General features: G+C 36.3%; 21 protein-coding genes. 4 read left to right on the top strand and 17 right to left on the bottom strand.

Annotation, left to right across the window (positions count from 1 at the left end; genetic code table 11):
• Positions 1–4 precede the first annotated feature (4 nt).
• From rocD to pdxA, 6 genes are all read right to left on the bottom strand, one after another.
• Positions 5–1,246, bottom strand: a complete 1,242-nt coding sequence (rocD, locus tag DD829_RS05315) for an ornithine--oxo-acid transaminase (protein WP_087705755.1) — start codon at positions 1,244–1,246, stop codon at positions 5–7.
• A 226-nt stretch (positions 1,247–1,472) separates the two neighbouring features.
• Entirely contained in the window at positions 1,473–2,828 is a 1,356-nt protein-coding gene (accC, locus tag DD829_RS05310; RefSeq protein ID WP_076390579.1) for an acetyl-CoA carboxylase biotin carboxylase subunit, read from the bottom strand.
• A 92-nt stretch (positions 2,829–2,920) separates the two neighbouring features.
• On the bottom strand, positions 2,921–3,406 hold the full coding sequence (gene accB / locus DD829_RS05305; protein WP_116547585.1) for an acetyl-CoA carboxylase biotin carboxyl carrier protein: 486 nt from the start codon (positions 3,404–3,406) through the stop codon (positions 2,921–2,923).
• Positions 3,407–3,533: 127 nt separating this feature from the next.
• On the bottom strand, positions 3,534–3,737 hold the full coding sequence (gene rpmF, locus DD829_RS05300; RefSeq protein ID WP_076390581.1) for a 50S ribosomal protein L32: 204 nt from the start codon (positions 3,735–3,737) through the stop codon (positions 3,534–3,536).
• 59 nt (positions 3,738–3,796) lie between these two features.
• Entirely contained in the window at positions 3,797–4,327 is a 531-nt protein-coding gene (locus DD829_RS05295) for a YceD family protein (RefSeq protein WP_108411190.1), read from the bottom strand.
• Positions 4,328–4,411: 84 nt separating this feature from the next.
• Positions 4,412–5,503 carry a 4-hydroxythreonine-4-phosphate dehydrogenase PdxA gene (pdxA, locus tag DD829_RS05290; RefSeq protein ID WP_116547584.1) on the bottom strand — a complete coding sequence of 364 codons (1,092 nt, stop codon included), beginning with the start codon at positions 5,501–5,503 and terminating at the stop codon, positions 4,412–4,414.
• A 49-nt stretch (positions 5,504–5,552) separates the two neighbouring features.
• Here pdxA and DD829_RS05285 point away from each other — a divergent pair, with 49 nt between their 5' ends.
• From DD829_RS05285 to DD829_RS05275, 3 genes are read left to right on the top strand one after another with little or no spacing between them, the layout of a single operon-like run.
• Positions 5,553–6,137, top strand: coding sequence for a riboflavin synthase (locus DD829_RS05285; RefSeq protein ID WP_116547583.1), 585 nt, complete (start codon positions 5,553–5,555; stop codon positions 6,135–6,137).
• A gap of 3 nt (positions 6,138–6,140) precedes the next feature.
• Entirely contained in the window at positions 6,141–7,595 is a 1,455-nt protein-coding gene (locus DD829_RS05280) for a sensor histidine kinase (protein ID WP_116547582.1), read from the top strand.
• On the top strand, positions 7,595–8,290 hold the full coding sequence (locus tag DD829_RS05275; RefSeq protein ID WP_228408132.1) for a tRNA1(Val) (adenine(37)-N6)-methyltransferase: 696 nt from the start codon (positions 7,595–7,597) through the stop codon (positions 8,288–8,290). Before DD829_RS05280 ends, DD829_RS05275 begins: the two co-directional genes overlap by 1 nt.
• 132 nt (positions 8,291–8,422) lie before the next feature.
• Here DD829_RS05275 and DD829_RS05270 read toward each other — a convergent pair whose 3' ends face one another.
• Together DD829_RS05270 and rpmH are read right to left on the bottom strand one after the other, a co-directional pair.
• A complete protein-coding gene (locus tag DD829_RS05270) occupies positions 8,423–9,133 on the bottom strand; it encodes a cell division ATP-binding protein FtsE (protein WP_076390587.1) in 711 nt (236 codons plus the stop codon).
• Between the two features lie 153 nt (positions 9,134–9,286).
• Positions 9,287–9,445: a 50S ribosomal protein L34 gene (gene rpmH / locus DD829_RS05265; protein WP_007843334.1), complete on the bottom strand. Its 159-nt coding sequence runs from the start codon at positions 9,443–9,445 to the stop codon at positions 9,287–9,289.
• A 236-nt stretch (positions 9,446–9,681) separates the two neighbouring features.
• On the opposite strand from rpmH, the gene DD829_RS05260 reads away from it, so the two are divergent.
• Complete coding sequence (locus tag DD829_RS05260) at positions 9,682–10,689, top strand: DHH family phosphoesterase (RefSeq protein WP_108410827.1); 1,008 nt, start codon at positions 9,682–9,684, stop codon at positions 10,687–10,689.
• Between the two features lie 317 nt (positions 10,690–11,006).
• Here DD829_RS05260 and DD829_RS05255 read toward each other — a convergent pair whose 3' ends face one another.
• From DD829_RS05255 to DD829_RS05215, 9 genes are all read right to left on the bottom strand, one after another.
• Entirely contained in the window at positions 11,007–11,801 is a 795-nt protein-coding gene (locus DD829_RS05255; protein ID WP_076390589.1) for a patatin-like phospholipase family protein, read from the bottom strand.
• A 1-nt stretch (position 11,802) separates the two neighbouring features.
• Positions 11,803–12,585 carry an alpha/beta fold hydrolase gene (locus DD829_RS05250; protein WP_087705740.1) on the bottom strand — a complete coding sequence of 261 codons (783 nt, stop codon included), beginning with the start codon at positions 12,583–12,585 and terminating at the stop codon, positions 11,803–11,805.
• A gap of 10 nt (positions 12,586–12,595) precedes the next feature.
• Positions 12,596–13,108, bottom strand: coding sequence for a hypothetical protein (locus DD829_RS05245; protein WP_108410828.1), 513 nt, complete (start codon positions 13,106–13,108; stop codon positions 12,596–12,598).
• A 64-nt stretch (positions 13,109–13,172) separates the two neighbouring features.
• Positions 13,173–13,700: a biopolymer transporter ExbD gene (locus DD829_RS05240; RefSeq protein WP_108410829.1), complete on the bottom strand. Its 528-nt coding sequence runs from the start codon at positions 13,698–13,700 to the stop codon at positions 13,173–13,175.
• Between the two features lie 1,212 nt (positions 13,701–14,912).
• Positions 14,913–16,988: a protein-disulfide reductase DsbD family protein gene (locus DD829_RS05235; RefSeq protein ID WP_108409501.1), complete on the bottom strand. Its 2,076-nt coding sequence runs from the start codon at positions 16,986–16,988 to the stop codon at positions 14,913–14,915.
• 51 nt (positions 16,989–17,039) lie between these two features.
• Complete coding sequence (locus DD829_RS05230; protein WP_108409500.1) at positions 17,040–18,092, bottom strand: D-alanine--D-alanine ligase; 1,053 nt, start codon at positions 18,090–18,092, stop codon at positions 17,040–17,042.
• Positions 18,067–18,777: an NRDE family protein gene (locus DD829_RS05225; RefSeq protein ID WP_108409499.1), complete on the bottom strand. Its 711-nt coding sequence runs from the start codon at positions 18,775–18,777 to the stop codon at positions 18,067–18,069. The genes DD829_RS05230 and DD829_RS05225 overlap by 26 nt, the downstream gene beginning before the upstream one ends.
• Positions 18,778–19,287 (bottom strand): hypothetical protein, encoded by a 510-nt coding sequence (locus DD829_RS05220; protein WP_108409498.1) that lies wholly within the window; start codon positions 19,285–19,287, stop codon positions 18,778–18,780.
• A complete protein-coding gene (locus DD829_RS05215) occupies positions 19,280–19,648 on the bottom strand; it encodes a DoxX family protein (protein ID WP_108409497.1) in 369 nt (122 codons plus the stop codon). Before DD829_RS05215 ends, DD829_RS05220 begins: the two co-directional genes overlap by 8 nt.
• Positions 19,649–19,656: the final 8 nt, after the last annotated feature.

The following is a 19,656-nucleotide window of genomic DNA, read 5'->3' as shown; positions in this document are numbered from 1 at the left end:
AGGTCTATTCTAAAATAGTTTTCTCAATAATTTTCACGCAATCCAGCAATTGCTCTTCTGTAATCACCAAAGGCGGAGCCAAACGGATAATATTTCCGTGGGTAGGTTTTGCAAGCAGTCCGTTTTCTTTTAACTTCAGACAAAGATTCCATGCCGTGGAACTTTCAGGAGTGTCGTTAATTAAAATAGCATTCAGCAAGCCTTTTCCTCTAACTTTTGTGATGAGGTCTGTCTTTTCGATGATTTTTTCAACTTCAGAACGGAATAATTTTCCCAGTTCTTCCGCTCTTTCAGAAAGTTTTTCTTCTTCTACAACATCTAAAGCTGCAACAGCTACTGCACACGCAATTGGATTTCCTCCGAACGTAGAACCATGTTGTCCCGGTTTAATCACATTCATGATCTCATTATCCGCCAAAACTGCTGAAACGGGGTACATTCCGCCAGAAAGGGCTTTTCCTAAAATTAAAATATCAGGTTGTACATCTTCGTGATGACAGGCGATTAATCTCCCTGTTCTTGCAATTCCTGTCTGAACTTCATCGGCAATAAAAAGAACATTATGCTTTTTACACAATTCAGAAGCATTTTTTAAAAATCCGTCATTCGGAACATATACTCCGGCTTCACCCTGAATAGGCTCAACCAGAAATGCCGCAATATTTTCTGCTTCTCTGTTTAAAACTTCTTCTAAAGCTTCAAGGTCGTTGTAAGGAATTTTAATAAAACCTGGAGTAAACGGACCGTAATTCTGGTTCGCATCAGGATCATTGGAGAACGAAACAATTGTTGTGGTTCTTCCGTGGAAATTATTTTCACAAACTACGATTTTTGCAGCATTTTCAGAAATTCCTTTTACTTCGTAGCTCCATTTTCTTGCTAATTTTACCGCCGTTTCCACTGCTTCAGCACCGGAATTCATCGGTAAAACTTTATCAAAACCAAATAGGGTAGTGATCTTTTTTTCGTATTCTCCCAGTTTCGAATTGTAAAAAGCTCTTGATGTTAAAGCCAGTTTCTGAGCCTGCTCAACTAATGCTCCTACAATTTTCGGATGAGAATGACCTTGGTTCACAGCAGAATACGCAGAAAGGAAATCGTAGTATTTCTTTCCTTCCACATCCCAGACAAAAACACCTTCTCCTTTATCTAAAACAACCGGAAGAGGGTGATAGTTGTGGGCTCCGTGTCGGTCTTCAAGATCAATGAAATATTGTGAGTCTTTTACTGTTTCTACTGTTGACATAAATTTAGGTTTTGTACAAATTTAAACATTATAATTGATATGAATAAACAGAAATCTTCTACTGAAATTTTTCGTGGGAAAAGTACAATTTAATGATAGAACAGAATGTTTTAGAAATTATTATTCCAATCACTTATCAATTACAGTTTAAATATCTTTTCGTTTTGATTTTTAATAAAAAACCGCCCCAAAAATGAGGCGGTTCAAATATTTTTAAATAATCAATTTAGTGATTATCATATTTTCTGTCCATCACAAAATCCTCCATGAATTTTGTAGTATAGTTTCCTGAAAGGTAATCCTCATTATCCATCAGTTGTCTGTGGAAAGGAATTGTTGTTTTTACACCCTCAATATAAAATTCCTCCAGTGCTCTTCTCATTTTTGCAATCGCTTCTTCACGCGTCTGAGCCGTTGTGATTAATTTTGCAATCATAGAATCGTAGTTAGAAGGAATTGTATATCCTGAATAAACGTGCGTATCCACTCTTACTCCATGTCCTCCAGGAATATTTAATCCTGTGATTTTCCCCGGAGAAGGTCTGAAATCCATGTAAGGATCTTCCGCATTAATTCTGCACTCAATTGAATGCAATTTCGGATAATAATTAATTCCTGAAATCGGAGTTCCTGCAGCCAGAAGAATCTGTTCTCTGATCAGGTCATAATCGATAACCTGCTCAGTAATAGGGTGCTCTACCTGAATTCTTGTATTCATTTCCATGAAATAGAAATTTCTGTGCTTGTCTACAAGGAATTCGATAGTTCCCACCCCTTCATATCCAATAAATTCTGCAGCTTTTACAGCCGCTTCTCCCATTTTCTCACGAAGTTCGTCCGTCATGAAAGGAGAAGGAGTTTCTTCAGTAAGTTTCTGGTTTCTTCTCTGAACCGAACAGTCTCTTTCAGAAAGGTGACAGGCTTTACCAAACTGGTCTCCCGCAACCTGAATTTCGATATGTCTTGGCTCTTCGATCAGTTTTTCCATGTACATTCCTCCGTTTCCGAATGCCGCTACAGCTTCCTGAATTGCAGATTCCCAGTGGTCTTTAAGGTCTTCGGCTTTCCAAACGGCTCTCATTCCTTTTCCGCCACCTCCTGCAGTTGCTTTGATCATCACCGGATAACCAATTTCCTCAGCAGTTGTTGCAGCGATTTCATAAGACTCGATCAAACCGTCTGAACCCGGTACGCAAGGTACACCTGCCGCTTTCATGGTTGCCTTAGCGTTAGCTTTGTCTCCCATTTTTTCAATTTGCTCAGGAGTCGCACCGATGAATTTAATACCGTTCTTTTGACAGATTCTGGAGAAGTTAGCGTTTTCAGATAAGAAACCGTAACCTGGGTGAATAGCGTCTGCATTGGTAATTTCCGCAGCAGCAATAATATTAGGAATTTTTAGATAGGAATCTTTGCTCATTGCCGGACCGATACAAACAGCTTCATCAGCAAATCTTACGTGAAGACTGTCTTTATCTGCAGTAGAATATACCGCAACGGTCTTAATTCCCATTTCTTTACAAGTACGTAAAATACGCATTGCAATTTCGCCACGATTGGCTATTAATATTTTTTTGAACATCTCTCCTAAATTTTAAATTATAAATTTTGAATTTTAAATTATTTTAAATGAAAAGCTTCATCTAAAATTTATAATCTTTAATCTAAAATTCCTTAAGATGGATCTACTAAGAATAAAGGTTGATCGTACTCTACAGGTGTTGCATCGTCTACTAAAATTTTAACGATTTTTCCGCTCACCTCAGATTCGATCTGGTTGAATAACTTCATTGCCTCAATAACGCAAACTACTTTTCCGTTAGAAACCTCATCACCAACATTTACGAACACGTCTTTGTCAGGAGATGGCTTTCTGTAGAAAGTTCCGATCATTGGAGACTTAATGGTCACGTATTTGCTGTCGTCAGAAGCAGTTTCTGTACTTGCAGCAGGTGCAGCAGCCGGAGTTGCAGCCAGTGCAGGAGCAGCAGCTACCTGTTGAGGAGCAGTGTGGTAAACCGCAGGTTGAGCGTAAGCAACTTCACTTCCAGCCAATGGAGTTTTAATAGTGATTTCGAAATCTTTAGTTTTGTACTTTACTTCAGAAACTTCTGCCTTAGATACAAACTTAATAAGATTTTGTATGTCTTTAATGTCCATAAAATTGATATTTGATTTTGTTCCAAAGATACCAAAAAAACATAAAAAACAACAAAAAACCGCCAAATTTTATCAAAATTGGGCGGTTTTTGTATTAAAATGAGTGTTTTTCGAGGAAAATCGACTCTTAGTTTTCTTCAGTAGATGCTACTTCTTTTTCCAATACTACTTTACCTCTGTAGTAAAGTTTTCCTTCATGCCAGTGAGCTCTGTGGTATAGGTGAAGCTCTCCTGTTGTTGCATCTTTAGCTAATTGAGGAACTACAGCTTTGTAGTGAGTTCTTCTCTTATCTCTTCTTGTAGACGACTGTCTTCTCTTTGGATGTGCCATTTTGTAATAACTTTTTTAATTGATGAGCGATGAGATTCATCATCTCATCATTAAACTATTTAATTTTTATTCTTCAAATTTTTTAGTGCGTCCCATCTCGGGTCGCTTTCATGTTCTTCCTCCTCTTCTTCCTGAATTTCTTTCGGGCTGAACTTTTCCAGGATAGCAAGATCATCATCACTTACATTCGGGGAAATCTTTTTCATCGGAATGGAAAGTGCTACGTTTTCGTAAATCAGCTGAGCGATATTAAACGCATGATCTGAGGTCGGGATCGTGATTACATCTTCTTCGCTGTCATCATACTCTTCCCCGAATTTTACCAAAACTTTGATCTGGTTTTCAATAGGATGATCGAAATTTTCATTCGAAATATCACAAACCAGTTCTACCGTTCCCTTTACTTTGATCTCAAATTCTAAAAAAGTAGAATGTTTATCTAATAAGACATCCACCGCAATTTTAGGATTTGTAAATTCCTGTTCAGTGTCAAATAATTGAAAGAACTCTTTATCTATCTCAAACCTGAACTCGTGCTTGCCGGTTTTTAACCCGGAAAAGCTTACGTCATAGTTTCTTAACTTGTCCATAAAATGAGTGTGCAAAAATATGCAATTTTTTTATAATAACAAATAAAATTTCTAACAAATTAATTTAAAATCTTTATTAAAGATTTATCCTTCAGTTTCATCCGGCAGATCTTCGTCTATTCCGTTATCTACTGCCATTTTTCTTGGCTGCAGACGATTGCTCATCAGATCGTTGTATTCCGTTCTGTTCCTGAAAATTTTGATAGCAGTGAAAATAGCTTCTGTAAAACTCTGTGGATCGGCAACATTTTTTCCTGCAATATCATAAGCCGTTCCGTGATCTGGAGATGTTCTGATGAATGGAAGTCCTGCCGTGTAATTTACGCCTTCTTCATACGCCAGAGTTTTGAAAGGAGCCAGTCCCTGATCGTGATACATGGCTAAAACTGCATCGAAGCTCTTATATTTTCCGGGCTGGAAAAAACTGTCTGCCGGAAAAGGTCCGAAAGCAAGAATTCCATTGTCTGAAAGTTCCTTAATTGCCGGAGCAATAACTTCAATTTCTTCTTTTCCGATTACTCCGCCGTCTCCAGCGTGAGGATTTAAGCCTAAAACAGCAATTTTCGGTCGGGTAATATTAAAATCTTCAATTAAAGTCTGATTTAAAACTCGGATCTGTTTTTTTATCTTTTCCTTGGAAATATTTTCTGCAACCTGTGCAATAGGAATATGGTGTGTTGAAACCGCTACTTTAAGATCTTCCGTTACCAGAAACATCAATCCTTTTTTATTGAATTTCTCTTCAAAATATCCTGTGTGACCAGCGTGTTTAAAGCCCATTTTCACCATTTCATCTTTGTTGATTGGTGCCGTAACCAAAACATCGATTTCCCCTTTCAGTAAAGCTTCGGTAGCCGCTTCCAGAGAATCGATCGCCATTTTGGTGGATTCTTCAGTAGGTGTTCCCAGTTCTACCATCGAATTTTCTTTCACCAGATTCACCATGTTCAGTTTTGCTGCCTGAGCCTGCGAAGCTTCGGTGATGTAGTTAAAATTTAAATTTAACTTAAAAATATTTTTCTGATAGGTAAATAATTTTCCCGAACCAAAAATTACAGGTGTGAAAAAATCCGTAATGGTTTTGTCTGCAAGAGATTTCATGATGATTTCGGGACCGATGCCGTTGAAATCTCCAATTGAAATTCCTACTCGTACTTTATGGTTTTTTGGGCTCATTTTGATTATCTTTGAACATTATAATTTTACAAATTTAGCAAAAAATAATATGTTCACAGGAATTATTGAAGCAGTTGGAGTAATTGAGAAGATCGAAGAAAACGGAAGCAATATAGATTTTACCTTAACATGCCCGTTTACCAATGAATTAAAAATTGATCAAAGCCTTGCGCATAACGGATGTTGTCTTACGGTTGTGAAAATCGAAGGAGACCGTTATGTGGTAACCGCCATCAATGAAACTTTAGAAAAAACAAATCTTGGAAAATGGCAGGAGGGAACCGTGGTGAATCTTGAGCGTTGCATGAAAATGGATGGGAGGCTCGACGGACATATTGTTCAGGGGCATGTTGATAAAACAGGTGAAGTGGTAAATATCGAAAATAAAGACGGAAGTTATTTTATTACCATGAAGTATGAAGATAACGGAAATTTTGTAACCGTTCCACAAGGTTCAATTACAGTGAATGGGATCAGTTTAACGGTGGCGAAAAGTGAGGATACGCAATTTTCTGTAGCGATCATTCCGTATACATGGGAATTCACAAATATGAAATATTTAAAAATTGGAGATAAAGTTAATCTGGAATTTGATATAATTGGTAAGTATATTGCTAGGTTAATTAAAAAATAGCGGATGTCAATTAATATGTATAAAGGATATAGCTTAAGGAACCGTGTGTTCTTCGGTTTCTTATTGGTTTGCCTTTTAAGTGTTGTCGCTTCTTCGCTGGTTCCATACTTTGTTTTGAAAGAAAATTACGAAAAACAGAGTGAGATTGATATGCAGAATAAGACGGGTACTGTAATGAGCTATCTGGATTATGAACTGAGCAGGACACGTGTAAAAACGAGCGATCTTCCTGAGCTTCTGGATAATAAAATATATGAGATAGCCGATATTAACAAACATCCTGTTGTTGTTTATGATTTAAAGGGAAATTATCTTCTTTCCAGTGTGGAAGGAAATTCGGAGTATAAAAAACCTGTTCCTTTAAATATTCTTAACCGTATTTTGGCAACCAAAGCAAGGGTTGATATTAAAGGGTATGATGCTACCAAAGATGCAGTTCTTACGTCCTCATATTTATTATTGAGAAATAATGATTTAGAACCTATAGGGATCGTATACATTCCGCTTTATCATGATGAAGCTGCATATTTTGATGTCTTAAATGTTTATGTAAAGTATATTGTTCTTGTAGATGTTTTATTGATTTTATTCAGTGTGTGGTTTAGCTGGGTGATGTCTAATAATCTGGCAAAAAATATTACGAAATTCTCGGATATGATTACGCGCATTACATTGTTTGAAAATGAAATGCGCCCGATCCGTTACTATAAAAATGACGAACTGAATGCTTTGGCAAGAGCGTATAACAGAATGATTCTCCAGATTCAGGATCAGAAGGAAAGGCTTCGTTTTAAAGCTTCGGAAGAAGCGTGGCGAGAAATGGCAAAACAGGTTGCGCATGAGGTGAAAAATCCTTTAACGCCGATGAAACTGACCATTCAAAATTTTGAAAGAAAATTTGATCCCGAAGATCCGAATATCAGGGAAAGAGTGAAGCAGATGAGCAAAACCATGGTCGATCAGATCGATTTGATTGCTACCGTAGCTTCTGCATTCTCGGAATTTGCCAAATTGCCTGAAAAAAACAATGAGATCATCAATCTGAACACTGAGGTGGAAGATATTCTCCGTGTTTTTAATGATGACAGCATATTCATGCATTCCAATAAAAGCAATATCATGATTAATATGGACAGAATTTATCTGTCCAGAATCATTACCAATCTTGTAACGAATGCGAGACAGGCGGAAAGCGATGAAAGAAAATTAATCATCAATGTAGATCTTGAGCAGCATCAGAGACGTGTAATGATTTCCGTACAGGACAATGGAATCGGAATCCCGGAAAATATTTATGAAAGGATTTTTGAACCAAATTTCACTTCAAAAAACAGCGGAATGGGACTTGGTCTTTCCATGGTAAGAAAAATGGTGGAAGATTACAAAGGAGAAATCACCGTTAAATCAGAAGTTGGAAAAGGATCAACATTTACCATCACATTACCGACAAATTTATAGTGAAGCCTTTTACATTCAGACAATTTGAAATTCAGCAGTCTAAAAACGTCTTTCGCGTAGGAACGGACGGTGTTTTGCTGGGTGCTTTAGCTTGTGTTGATAACGCTTCTAAAGTATTGGAAGTCGGAACAGGAACCGGATTAATTTCGATGATGTTGGCGCAAAAAAATCAGAAGGCGCAATTTTTGGGAATCGATATCAATGAAGAAGCGGCGCATCTCACCAAACTTAATTTTGAAAATTCACCTTTCGCTTCACAATTAAAAAATATTCAGCAGGACTTTAAATATTTCGAATCCGAAGAAAAATTTGATCTGATTGTTTCCAATCCTCCATATTTTGAAGCTTCCGGCTCTGAAAAAGATAAAATCGCAAGGCAGACCGTGGAATTAAATTTCCGACAGCTCATTTCAAAATCATCTTCTTTACTAACGGAAAAAGGAATGTTTTCAGTCATTATTCCTGTCGAAGCCGGAAATGATTTTATTCAGATTGCGAATGAAAATCAGTTGTTTTTAGTTAAAAAAATCAATATTAAAGGCATTGAAAACTCAAAAACAAAAAGATTGATTCTTGAATTTTCCATAAGCGAAAGATCTTATGAAGAACTCGAATTTACCATAGAAAAAAGTCCGAGACAATACTCGGACCAATATCTTGAACTCACTAAAGAGTTTCATGTTTTTAGAAAATAAAACCTATTTTTAACCATTGGACTGGTTGTTAACGAGTTAAGGGTGTTAAGTGATCTTTATTTTGAAATCAATAATTTAAATTTAATCATTAAAAACAATTTAACTTCTTAAATTGTTTTTAATGATTAAATTTTATTCAAATAATTCTGCTGTATCAAGCACAGAAACTTTTCCGTCTTCACATCTTATGGCTTCACCCGGGAAATTCTGGATCATATGATAATCGTGTGTTGCCATTACTACGGCAGCTCCGTTTTCAAGCGCAACCTGCTTTAGTAAAGTCATGATTTCATTGGAAGTTTCAGGATCAAGGTTTCCTGTAGGCTCATCCGCAAGAATAAGATCCGGATGATTGAGAAGCGCTCTCGCGATAGCAACACGCTGTTGTTCTCCTCCTGAAAGTTCATGCGGCATTTTGTGCTTCTTGCTTTTCATGTTTACACTGCCAAGAACTTCGTTAATGCGGTCTTCCATTTTTGTCTTATCGCTCCATCCTGTTGCTTCCAGTACGAATTTCAGGTTTTTTTCAACCGTTCTGTCAGAAAGCAATTGGAAATCCTGAAAAACAATTCCTAATTTTCTTCTCAGGTTCGGAACATCGGAAGCTCTCAGTTTGGCAAGATCGAAACCTACCACTGCGCCGTGTCCGGAAGCCAAAGGAATATGCCCGTACAAAGTTTTCAGCAGGGAACTTTTTCCGGAACCTGTTTTCCCGATAAGATAGCAGAATCTTCCTTTTTTGATGTTCAGATTCACATCAGAAAGAACCGTGAAGTTTTTTTGGGCAATCTTCGCGTGCTGTAAGCTGATGATATTGTCTCCGGCGATATTTGTATGTGGCATAATTCAGTTTTAAAGTACTTTTTCTTAAAATTTTTTCAGATTTTAAAAATAGGAAAAAGAAGAATAAATAACCTAAATTTTGGGAAAATTTAACAACAAAAAATGCCTGAAAAACTACTTTTCAAGCATGATTTGTATATGATAATAAAAAGATTATCTCTTAGCGCGTGAAGCACTTACAGTTAAACTCTTTCTGCCTTTAGCTCTTCTCGCAGCCAAAACTCTTCTTCCATTTGGCGTAGACATTCTTTCTCTGAAACCGTGTTTGTTTCTTCTTTTTCTTTCTGATGGCTGGAATGTTCTTTTACTCATTACTATATGTTTAAATCGTAATTATCTATTAATTTTCAGGTTGCAAAGATATGGAATTTTTTAAAAGTTGCAAACTTTACAAATCTTTTTTTAAAAAATTTACACTGTTTTTTCATGCATTCTTTGCAAATGCCGATGGGATGCGTACTTTCCCGATATTCAAAAATAATGCACAATGATTTGTTTAAAAGCTCTATCTTTGGAAACTCAAATTTAAAGAAAAAATAAACATCATGATGTTTACACCAGCAGAACTTTTAGAAATCAACAAGTTACTTACTCCGGAACATAAAATTGTAATTCTTACCCATTATAATCCGGACGGCGATGCTATTGGTTCCAGCCTTGGTTTAAAACATTATCTGAAAGCAAAAGGAATTCATGCAGAGGTAATCGTTCCCAACGATTTTCCGAAGTTTCTGAAATGGATGCCAGAAGCAAAAAAAGTTCTTATTGCAGATTACAAAAGAAAAGTAGCTTCTGATCTTATTTATGAAGCAGATGTTATTTTCTGCCTTGATTTCAATGCGCCTTCCAGAATCGGAATTTTGGGAGACTGGCTTACGAATTCCAGAGCGAAAAAAATTCTTATCGACCATCATCAGCAGCCTGAAAAATTTGACTTTGTTTATTCCGATACCGTAATTCCTGCGACTTGTCAGATGATTTATCATTTCATAGAAGCGATGAATGATGAAAATCTTGTGAATAACGATATTGCAGAATGTCTTTATACCGGAATTATGACGGATACAGGAGGTTTCAGATTCCGTTCTACAAGTGCAACCACGCACAGAATTATTGCCAATCTCATCGAACACGGAGCAGATCCTGCGATGATTACTTCCAATACGTGGGATACGAATACGGTTTCCCGTCTTCATTTATTAGCCCTGATTTTAGGAAGAATAGAAGTGGTAAAAGACGGAAAAGTGGCTGTCCTTTATTTAACAAGGGAAGAGCTGAAAGAATATGGTTTCCAGAAAGGCGATACAGAAGGTTTCGTTAATTACGGACTGAGTATTTTAGGTGTAAAAATGGCAGCATTCTTCATGGAAGATCTGTATGAAGATTTTATTAAAATTTCTTTCAGAAGTAAAGATGATATGGATGTGAATCAGTTCTCAAGAAAATATTTCAATGGGGGAGGTCACATCAATGCAGCCGGAGGAAAATCTTACGAATCTTTGCAGGGAACCATTGAAACATTCAAAGTGAAAATAGAAGGGGAGGAGAGTTTGTAATTTTGGTGGAGGTTTAGGCTAAGTTTAAGATTCAGGCTGAGAAAGTTGCGTATAATTTTCATTCAGAACGGAATAAAGTGGAGTGAAGATTCTGAATGTGAATTTATTTATTTTATCATCTCTAAATTCCTGAAAAATAATCAACGCAGAATTTAAATTTCTTTTGAAGAGATTGCTTCGTCCTTCCTGAAATACGTTCGCAGACCTTCAGACTGTTCACAATAAGACTCACTCACATTCTAAAAACTCTCAACACTAAAACTCTCAACGCTGTAACTCTAAGACACTAAAACTCTAAAACCCTCAAACCATTAACTCTAACTCCTCGAATATCCCTTTTCCTCAAGCTCTTTACAAGTGTATTCATAAACTTCCTGAAACATAATATCTAAGAATTTTTTGTTGAAAAGACTGAATTTCGTCATCTTCGGCGGATCCAGAAAAATATCACAGGTCTTGGCTTTGGAATATACAGATTTTGCGATGGCCAAATGTAAAATCCGGTCAAATTCCTTCATTAAACTCATTTTTTCCAGACTGTCGTAGCTGATGGAATTGACGTGGGAAGCAATCAGGAAATCGCATTTGTCTACAATTGGTTCAATCGGTAGATTGTCTAAAACACCGCCGTCTACATAAATTTTTTCGCCAATTTTTACCGGAGGCAAAACAAAAGGAACGCTCGAAGAAGCCAATAACGGAATGAAAAGTTCACCTTCCGAGAAAAAATCTACAATTCCGTGCGTCATTTCAGTGGCGGCAACATACAAAGGAATTTTTAAAATGTTAAAATCATCCTCAGGAAAATGATCGGTGAAGAGTTTCAGAATAAATTTCGAGCTGAAAATTCCGTTCTTGGAAAGTTTAAGATAAGACCTCGAAAAAAAAGTAGTCTGTTTAACAATTTCCATCATTTCATCCGGAGATTTCCCGAAAGAATAAAAAGCTCCTACAATTGATCCTGCACTGGTACCTGAAATAATATCCGGTTTCAGATGATACTCTTCCAAAGCTTTCAGAACCGCAATATGAGCAATTCCGCGCATTCCTCCGCCTGAAAGAGTCAGACCGATGACGGGTTTCTTTTTTTTGAAAGAGAAAAAATCCAGCATATTAAAAGACCAAATGTTTCGGCATATTGTGAAGAAGCTCTGTATTGATGATCTCTGCGCAGATTTTAGGCTTTTCCCAATGTCCGTTGTGTCCGCAATCAAGAATGTAGGATTTGATGTTGGTGCGGTCGGGAAGATGCTTAATCATGGTTTCGGTTTTCACCGCGTTGTCATGCTTTCCGGCAAGAACCAAAATTTTTGCCTCAAGATTTTCCATGATATGCTTTTTGTCCGTTCGTTCCACCATTCCTTTTACAGATGCCAAAGCTCCGAGATTATTGGTAGAAAGGGCAACTTCCAGTGCGGTTTCTATTTTTCCTTCCAGAATGTCTTTTTCATTGGGATTGAACAGATTCGGAACTCCTGCTCTTGCATAATGCGCGAAAGCATCTTTGATGATGCGGTAACTTTTGATGCGCTGTTCTTTTTTTTCAGCATCATCCGGAAAATACGTGGAGAAAAATAAAGTTAAACTTTTCAGGTATTCAGGATATTTTTCTGCAAAAGCCAGAGAAACGTACCCTCCCATCGAATGTCCGAGTAAGTGAATTTTGGTTATATTTTCATGATCCAAAACTTTTTTTACCTCTTCCGCCATCAGTTCCATCGTCTGAACTTCCGCAATAATTTCAGATTGTCCATGACCGGGAAGATCTATTTTTAACAATGAAAAATTGTCGGAAAGATGAGGTTCCATATCGCTCCAGATAGAAAGATTTTCCATAAAGCCGTGAAGCAGAACCAAAGTTTCTTTTCCGTTTCCTTTTCTCTCGAAGTTTAACATATTTCAGTAATTAAAAGTGGATATCAATATATTCAACAAATCCCGAACCATTTACCATATCCTGAAGTCGGTATGTTTTTCCGGCGTCTTTAGATAGGAAAGTTTTTGTAGAGCCTTGCCTTATATATAATTTACCATTTTCATTTTCACTGATGCTTTCGGATAAACCTCCTGTAAAATTCATATGCTTTTCGGAAACTACAGCCATAAAACCATGAATAGTTACATAGTCTTTTCCTGACTTGATATCTCCTGAAACATTATAATGGTCTTTTTCGCCATCAATTTTTTTAAATGTGATGGTTCCGGAACCTTTTATTGAACTGTGAGTGAATTTGTGAGATCCGCTGAAATCTTTAAAATGATTTTTAGATTTTATGCTGTCGTTGATTTTTGTTCTCGCCGCGTTAATAGAATCGATGATTTTTGTACTGTCAGTCTTATCGGAAGCAGGAGTTGCTTCTTTTTTGGAGCATGAAACAATAAAAGCGGTTAAAATAACTGCGGTTAAAAAGTTTTTCATTAAAGAATAAATTATACTCAAAAGTAAATAAAAAAAAGAGCATTTTAAAAATGCCCTTCTTATTTTATTTGATTAATTCTTCGTAAACTTTCTTTTCCCAAGGTTTAATGTCTGTAACTCCGTATCTTTCTTTCTTCGAAATAGCAATGTTATCAAGAACATCTACAAAGTTTTTATAATTTGCGTCGTCTGTAGGTTCAACGATAATGGTGAAGTTTCCCTTGTTTGGAGCGTTATTGTAGGCTTCAGAAATAATTTTAGTGATATTAATTCCGCTAAAATTTGTTTCTTTTAGATTGTTTTTATTTAATTCTTCCTTATAACTTTGATGATAGAAAACTCGATTATCTTTTCCTAAAATAAAGGTGATTTGATTTTTCTGGTCAATTACAACATCACTAATTGTTGGTGGATGTGGATCCTTCGCAGGCAATCCTAAATCCATCACATTGGGTTTAGTGAAATTCGTGGTAAACATAAAAAAGGTGATGAGTAAAAATCCTAAATCTACCATTGGAGTCATGTCTACGCGGATCAGTTTTTTTCTTTGTTTGCTTCCTCCCTGCTTCTCTTGTGCAATAACTTCAGCCATAATTAATAGTTTTTAAAATGTTAAACAATTTTCAATAAAGGGTGTTGTATCTTTATTTTTGTTTCTGAATCAATACAAAGTTTATACCTAAAATTTTAAAATGATGTTAATTTAACATTTTAATTGTTGTTTAAAGTTTAAATGTGTTTAAAATCAATACATTAAAAAAGCCCTATCAATAGAGAACGCTGATAAGGAGTTTTTATAATAAATATTTGATTTATGACTACCTGATTTTTTAATCAGGATAATTTTCATTTAAACGCAATGCTCGTAAAGTTTTTGAATAACGTGAAAATACTTTTCCGTTCGCAAGGACGTTTTACTCAGCGATGACTTTATGCTGTCATTTGCTGAATGAAGTGTCCTTGCGAACCCAAAATAAAAATATAGTTGTATTAAATCTTGTGATCGTTGCGTTTAATAATTATCTATATCAATCTTATTTTTTTGAAATCTTGTATGGTTTTATGATAAATATTTGATTTATTTATGATTACCTGATTTTTTAATCAGGATGAGTTTCATTTAAACGCAAGGTTCGGAAAGTTTTTGAATGACGTGAAAATACTTTTCCGTTCGCAAGGGCGTTTCACTCATCGATGGCTTTATGCTATCATTTGCTGAACGAAGTGCCCTTGCGAACCAAAAATAAAAAGCATAGTTATATTAAATCTCCCTGATTTTTTAATCAGGCAACTTTCATTTAAACGCAATGCTCGGAAAGTTTTTGAATAACTTGAAAATACTTTTCAGTTCGCTAAGACGTTTCACTCATCGATGGCTTTATGCTATCATTTGCTGAACGAAGTGCCCTTGCGAACCAAAAATAAAAACATAGTTATGTTAAATCTTGTGATCGTTGCGTTTAATAATTATCTATATCAATCGTTTTTTTGTTATGAATATTTTATTTGTGATTATCTGATTTTTTAATCAGGATGAGTTTCATTTAAACGCAATGTTCGGAAAGTTTTTGAATAACGTGAAAATACTTTTCCGTTCGCAAGGGTGTTTCACTCAGCGATGGCTTTATGCTATCGTTTGCTGAACGAAGTGCCCTTGCGAACCCAAAATAAAAAAGCATAATTATATTAAATCTTGTGATCGTTGCGTTTAAATGAAATTCACCAAATTAGATTATTTTAAAAAAAAGTATTAAAAAAACCTTACCAGAAAAACTGATAAGGCTGATTATGAGAATTGAATATATTATTTATTTTGTTTATAATAATTTACACCACATTCGAGGAATTTTTTGAATTTTTCTTTCTCCATATATCCCGAAACCGGCGTGTTGATTACTTTTCCGTCCGGCGTTAATAAAACGTAATGCGGCTGAGAATTATTATTAAAATTAACCTGCTGGAAAAGACTCCATCGGTCACCGATGGTTTTTACTTTTTTCACCTGTCCGTCACCAAGATCGATTTTTGTTTTCTGATCTTCAGGAAGTTCTTCTTTATCATCCACATAAAGAGAAGCCAGAACCACATCGTTTTGAAGGATCGGTAAAATATCCGGTTCGCTCCACACAAATTCTTCCATTTTTCTACAGTTTTCACATCCGTAACCCGTGAAATCAATTAAGATCGGTTTGCCTTCTTTTTTCGCTAATTCAATAGCGGTAAAGAAATCGTGTTCAGGATGCATTCCCAGAATCCCGTCTTTTTCATCATGGAAATAACTTACATTTAACGGAGGTAAAATTCCGCTTAATAATTGCAGTTTTGGTCTGTCAGAAGGAATTAATCCCTGAACCAGATACACCACAAAACCAATTCCTAAAACCCCTAAAATTTTTCTGGTAACAGAAATTTTCGGTTTCTTGTCGTCATGCGGAAATTTGATCAATCCGAATAAATAAATGGCTAAACCAATCGCTACAACGATCCAGATTCCGATGAAAAGCTCTCTTTTAATGAAGAATGTTTTAGAAACCAGATCTGCTTTGGATAAGAATTTCAAAGCAAGAGCCAGTTCTACGAAACCTAAAACAACTTTCACCGTGTTCATCCAGCCTCCTGATTTCGGAAGACTTTGCAGCGCCTGCGGAAATAAAGCCAGCAAACCGAAAACGATTGCCCAAGCCAATCCGAATCCTGCCAAAGCAAAAGTAAGCAGCATCGGAACATTTGCAGAACCTGTAATCGCGCTTCCCAATAAACTTCCCAAAATAGGACCAGTACACGAGAAAGAAACGATAACCAGCGTTAAAGCCATGAAGAAAATTCCGATAATTCCTCCCGCTTCTTCCGCTTTTGAAGATTTATTGGCAATAGAACTTGGCAAAGTAATATCATAATAGCCGAAGAAACTTCCCGCAAAGAAAATAAAGATGATGAAGAACACAATATTCAGCCATACATTGGTTGAAATTTTGTTGAACACATTTCCTGAAATTCCATCAATTAAATGGAAAGGAACGCTTAATAAAACAAAGATTAAAAGAATGAAAAATCCGTAGATCAAAGCATCTCTCTTTCCTTTTGCCGGATTTTTATTTCCTTTGGTAAAGAACGAAACCGTTAAAGGAATCATCGGGAAAACGCACGGCGTTAACAAGGCAATTAAACCTCCGATAAATCCTAATAAAAGATACGTCCAGTAGTTTTCGCTGATTTTTGATGATCCTGTTCCGCAATCCGTTAATGGTTTCTGGAAATTAATGGATTCTATTTTTAAATTTTTAGGATCAAGTTTTTGGGTTTCTGCAGTAGGAACAGCAGGTTGAACAACATTACCCAACGTATCCACAACAGGCTGTAAAGAATCTTTTGCCGTTGTTTTTTCATCGGTTTTTACTTCTTCAGCCGCACCTTTTGGCGTAACCTGTTTGTTGAATTCCAGCGTATTGGGAGCAAGACAGACTCTGTCGTCACAAGTCTGATACGTAATTTCAGCAACAACATCTCCCGGTTTTGTTCCGTCTTTCAGCTTAAATTTCTGCTTGAAACCTGCCGTGTTGGAGTAGAAAATAATTTTTCCGCCGAAAGCCTCAGAAAATTCTTCATGCTTTTTACCCACTTCGGTAAATTTCCCGATCAGTTCTATGTTTTTCCCTGAAACTTTATAATCGGTAGGAATTCCCGTATCTTCCGGAATGTCTTTGGAGTAAATATGCCAACCGCTTTCCATGGTGGCATTCAGGACGGCTTCATATTGATTGTCGCCTAGTTCGTTGATGGTAAATTTAAATTTTACAGGATTTTTGATTTGTCCCGAAACTGCAAGGGTAATAAAAAAGAAAAGCAGCAACGGAATTTTATAAATCGAAGAGAATTTCATATTGTAATTTTATGTAAATACTTTACTACAAAAGTAACTGTTTTTTGCAGATTAATCAACCGAAGAAATCTTCCTCAGCCTTTTTTCTATGGCAAGATTGTTTTTCAGCGCAGAAAATCCCTCTTTGATATCCAGATAAGGAAATCCGGTTTCGTGGTTTTTTCTGCTGATTTCTGCCATGATGTTCCAGTGTTTTGCAATTTCTTTCCATGCAAAAAACAGGGAGTGTTTCGGATCGTACATATGCGTTGGTTCGCTTTTAGCACCGTTTATTTCGATGATTTTTAAATTCTTTCCCTCTTTTAGAAGTTCCAAATTTTCAAACATCACATCCAGTCTTCCGAAATAAAAACCATTCACTTTGGTACAGATTTCATCTATTTTTTGTTCTAATTTTTCGGTAACTTCACTTGAAATATCAATAAATTTCGCGCCTCTCGTATGGCTTCCGAACGGGATCAGAATAATTTCTTCGTTTTCAGGAACTGTTTTCTGCATTTCGCTTCCCATTTTCTGTTCTATGGCTTTGATCTGGAACGCACTTCTGGGATTTTCCATCACCAGTTCTCTCAACGTTTTTCTGCCGTTTCCTTGTACGGAAAGAAATTCTTTTTTCACCATTCCTGTGATTTTTCCTTTTTTCTCGTCCGGAAAACGGTGGTAAAAAATCCCGACTTCATGCTGATAATTTATTTTTTCCTGAATTAAAAAATCACAGGCATTATTTTTTTGATAATCTTCCAGTTCGTTTAAATTTTCAACCTGAACAACGCCCAAACCTTTCAATCCGATATTGGGTTTTACAATAACGGGGAAGTTGATGGTTTTCGATTTTAATTCAGTCAAGATTTCCTGAAATGAAGTTTTTGAGGAAGCAAAAACGGTTTTCGGAATCCAGTTTTTCGGAATCAAATCGTAGATTTCTTTTTTGCTTTCCATTGCCATTCCTCCGTATTTTATAGAAGGATTCGCACCGTGGAAGAACAAAAGCGTTCTTGCTTTATATGCACAGTACAGCCAAACCGGTAAAAGCGGCAGGTAAATGGAAAAAGTAGACCAGTATTCCCAATGTGCAATTTTATGAAGGCGATGTTTGAGTTTCATTTTTGAGGGAAATTTTTTCGGGTTTAGAATCTGGGTTCAGTCGGTCGTAATGTTTCAGTGTCGTTTCATCGGAAATAACGAGCTGTGTCGTACTGATGGTTTGTATCGTATTTTGTCTTTTGATGTTAATTCCGTTTTCCAGATCATCGGTTTTCTGATGGTGGAAATCTAAAATATCTTTTTCGGAAATCGGCTTGGTTTGCAGAAATTCTTTGAAAATTTCCCTTCTTTTTTCCTGTACTTTTGCATCGTACAAAGTTGCGGAAGACCAGATGTACGGAAGGTGAGCGTCTAATCTTTTAAAATGTTTTTCAGTTCCGTCCCAGCGAAATTCTGCCAATTGTTTTTCCTGAAAAATCACCAGTGTGAAAGGTTCAATGTTTTCCAAATCAATTAATTCTAAAGATTTTAAAATATCTTCTTCCGCTATCAGATCCAAAACAATCAGTCCACGGCTTTTTCGGTATTCCTTTTTTACCAGATGATTTTCAAAAGCACCGTTTAATAAAATGAGGGCATTTCCATTTTCTGAAACCGTAAACCACGTTCCGTTTTTGGTAGCATCTTTCGGATAAAAAATACCTTTTTCACGATGAATTTCCTGTGCAGAGCGATTGGGTTTCTCGTCCCGGTTGGAAGTCAGAACAATTCTATTTTTAAGCGGAAAATACGTTACAGTACACATTTAGTTTAGGTTTTGGGTTTCTCTGTATTGAATTGTTGAAGGGGCAATGCCGAAATTTTTGTTGAGAAGATGACTCATTTTAATTTCGTTAAAAGCTACTTTTATCAACGCCTGATGATGAATGCAATGTTCGATATTGTACAAAAGTTCCCGAAAGAAATTGGTCGGAATTTCCAAAGAAATAGTTCCCACCGTTTGATACATTGTCAAATTTTTGTTGGGCAAATTAATGCTGAAAAGTATTTCGGAAATAATTTCTATCGCTTTTTCGGGATTCTGTTCCAGTTCCGGATTTCTCTGTCTCTCGTCATAATTAATCTGATTCGTATGGTAAGAGTTCCGTAAAATTTCCAGAAACTCAATAATATGTCTTGTGTGACCGCCAATGGTAGAACCGTCCAGAGAAGGAATACTCTGAGTGTACATTTTTGCCGAAACTTTTCTCAGTAAATTCTGTTGTTCGGTAAGGATCTCGTGTAAGATCGCATAAACCGATTGGTCTTTATTCATACTTTCCTTTTTTAAATTTAATTAAAAGAATCACACAGAAAACAAAAACGGTAAGCGCAAGGTAAAACAATTTTCCGCCATCGTTATTGGTATCAATTCCAATAATGAAAATATGTGACGCTATCGCTCCAATCATCGTTACAAGTCCCAGAACTGCTCCCCAAAAAGTGGTTTTAGGGTTCAGAATTAAAACTGCCGTGATAAGTTCCAATACTCCGGAAAAAATCCTTCCGAAAGGTTCTGCGTGAAGTTGAGAAAAAATGGCGACAGAATCCGGATGAGCCGTAAATTTGAAGAATAAAGTCTGCAGTAAAATTAGGGCGGGAATTAATCGTAATGCCCAATTGATATAGTTTTTCATATTTGTAA

This window comes from Chryseobacterium sp. HMWF035, assembly GCF_003094695.1.
Lineage (GTDB): Bacteria > Bacteroidota > Bacteroidia > Flavobacteriales > Weeksellaceae > Chryseobacterium > Chryseobacterium gambrini.
This window is presented reverse-complemented; position numbering and strand designations above follow the sequence as displayed.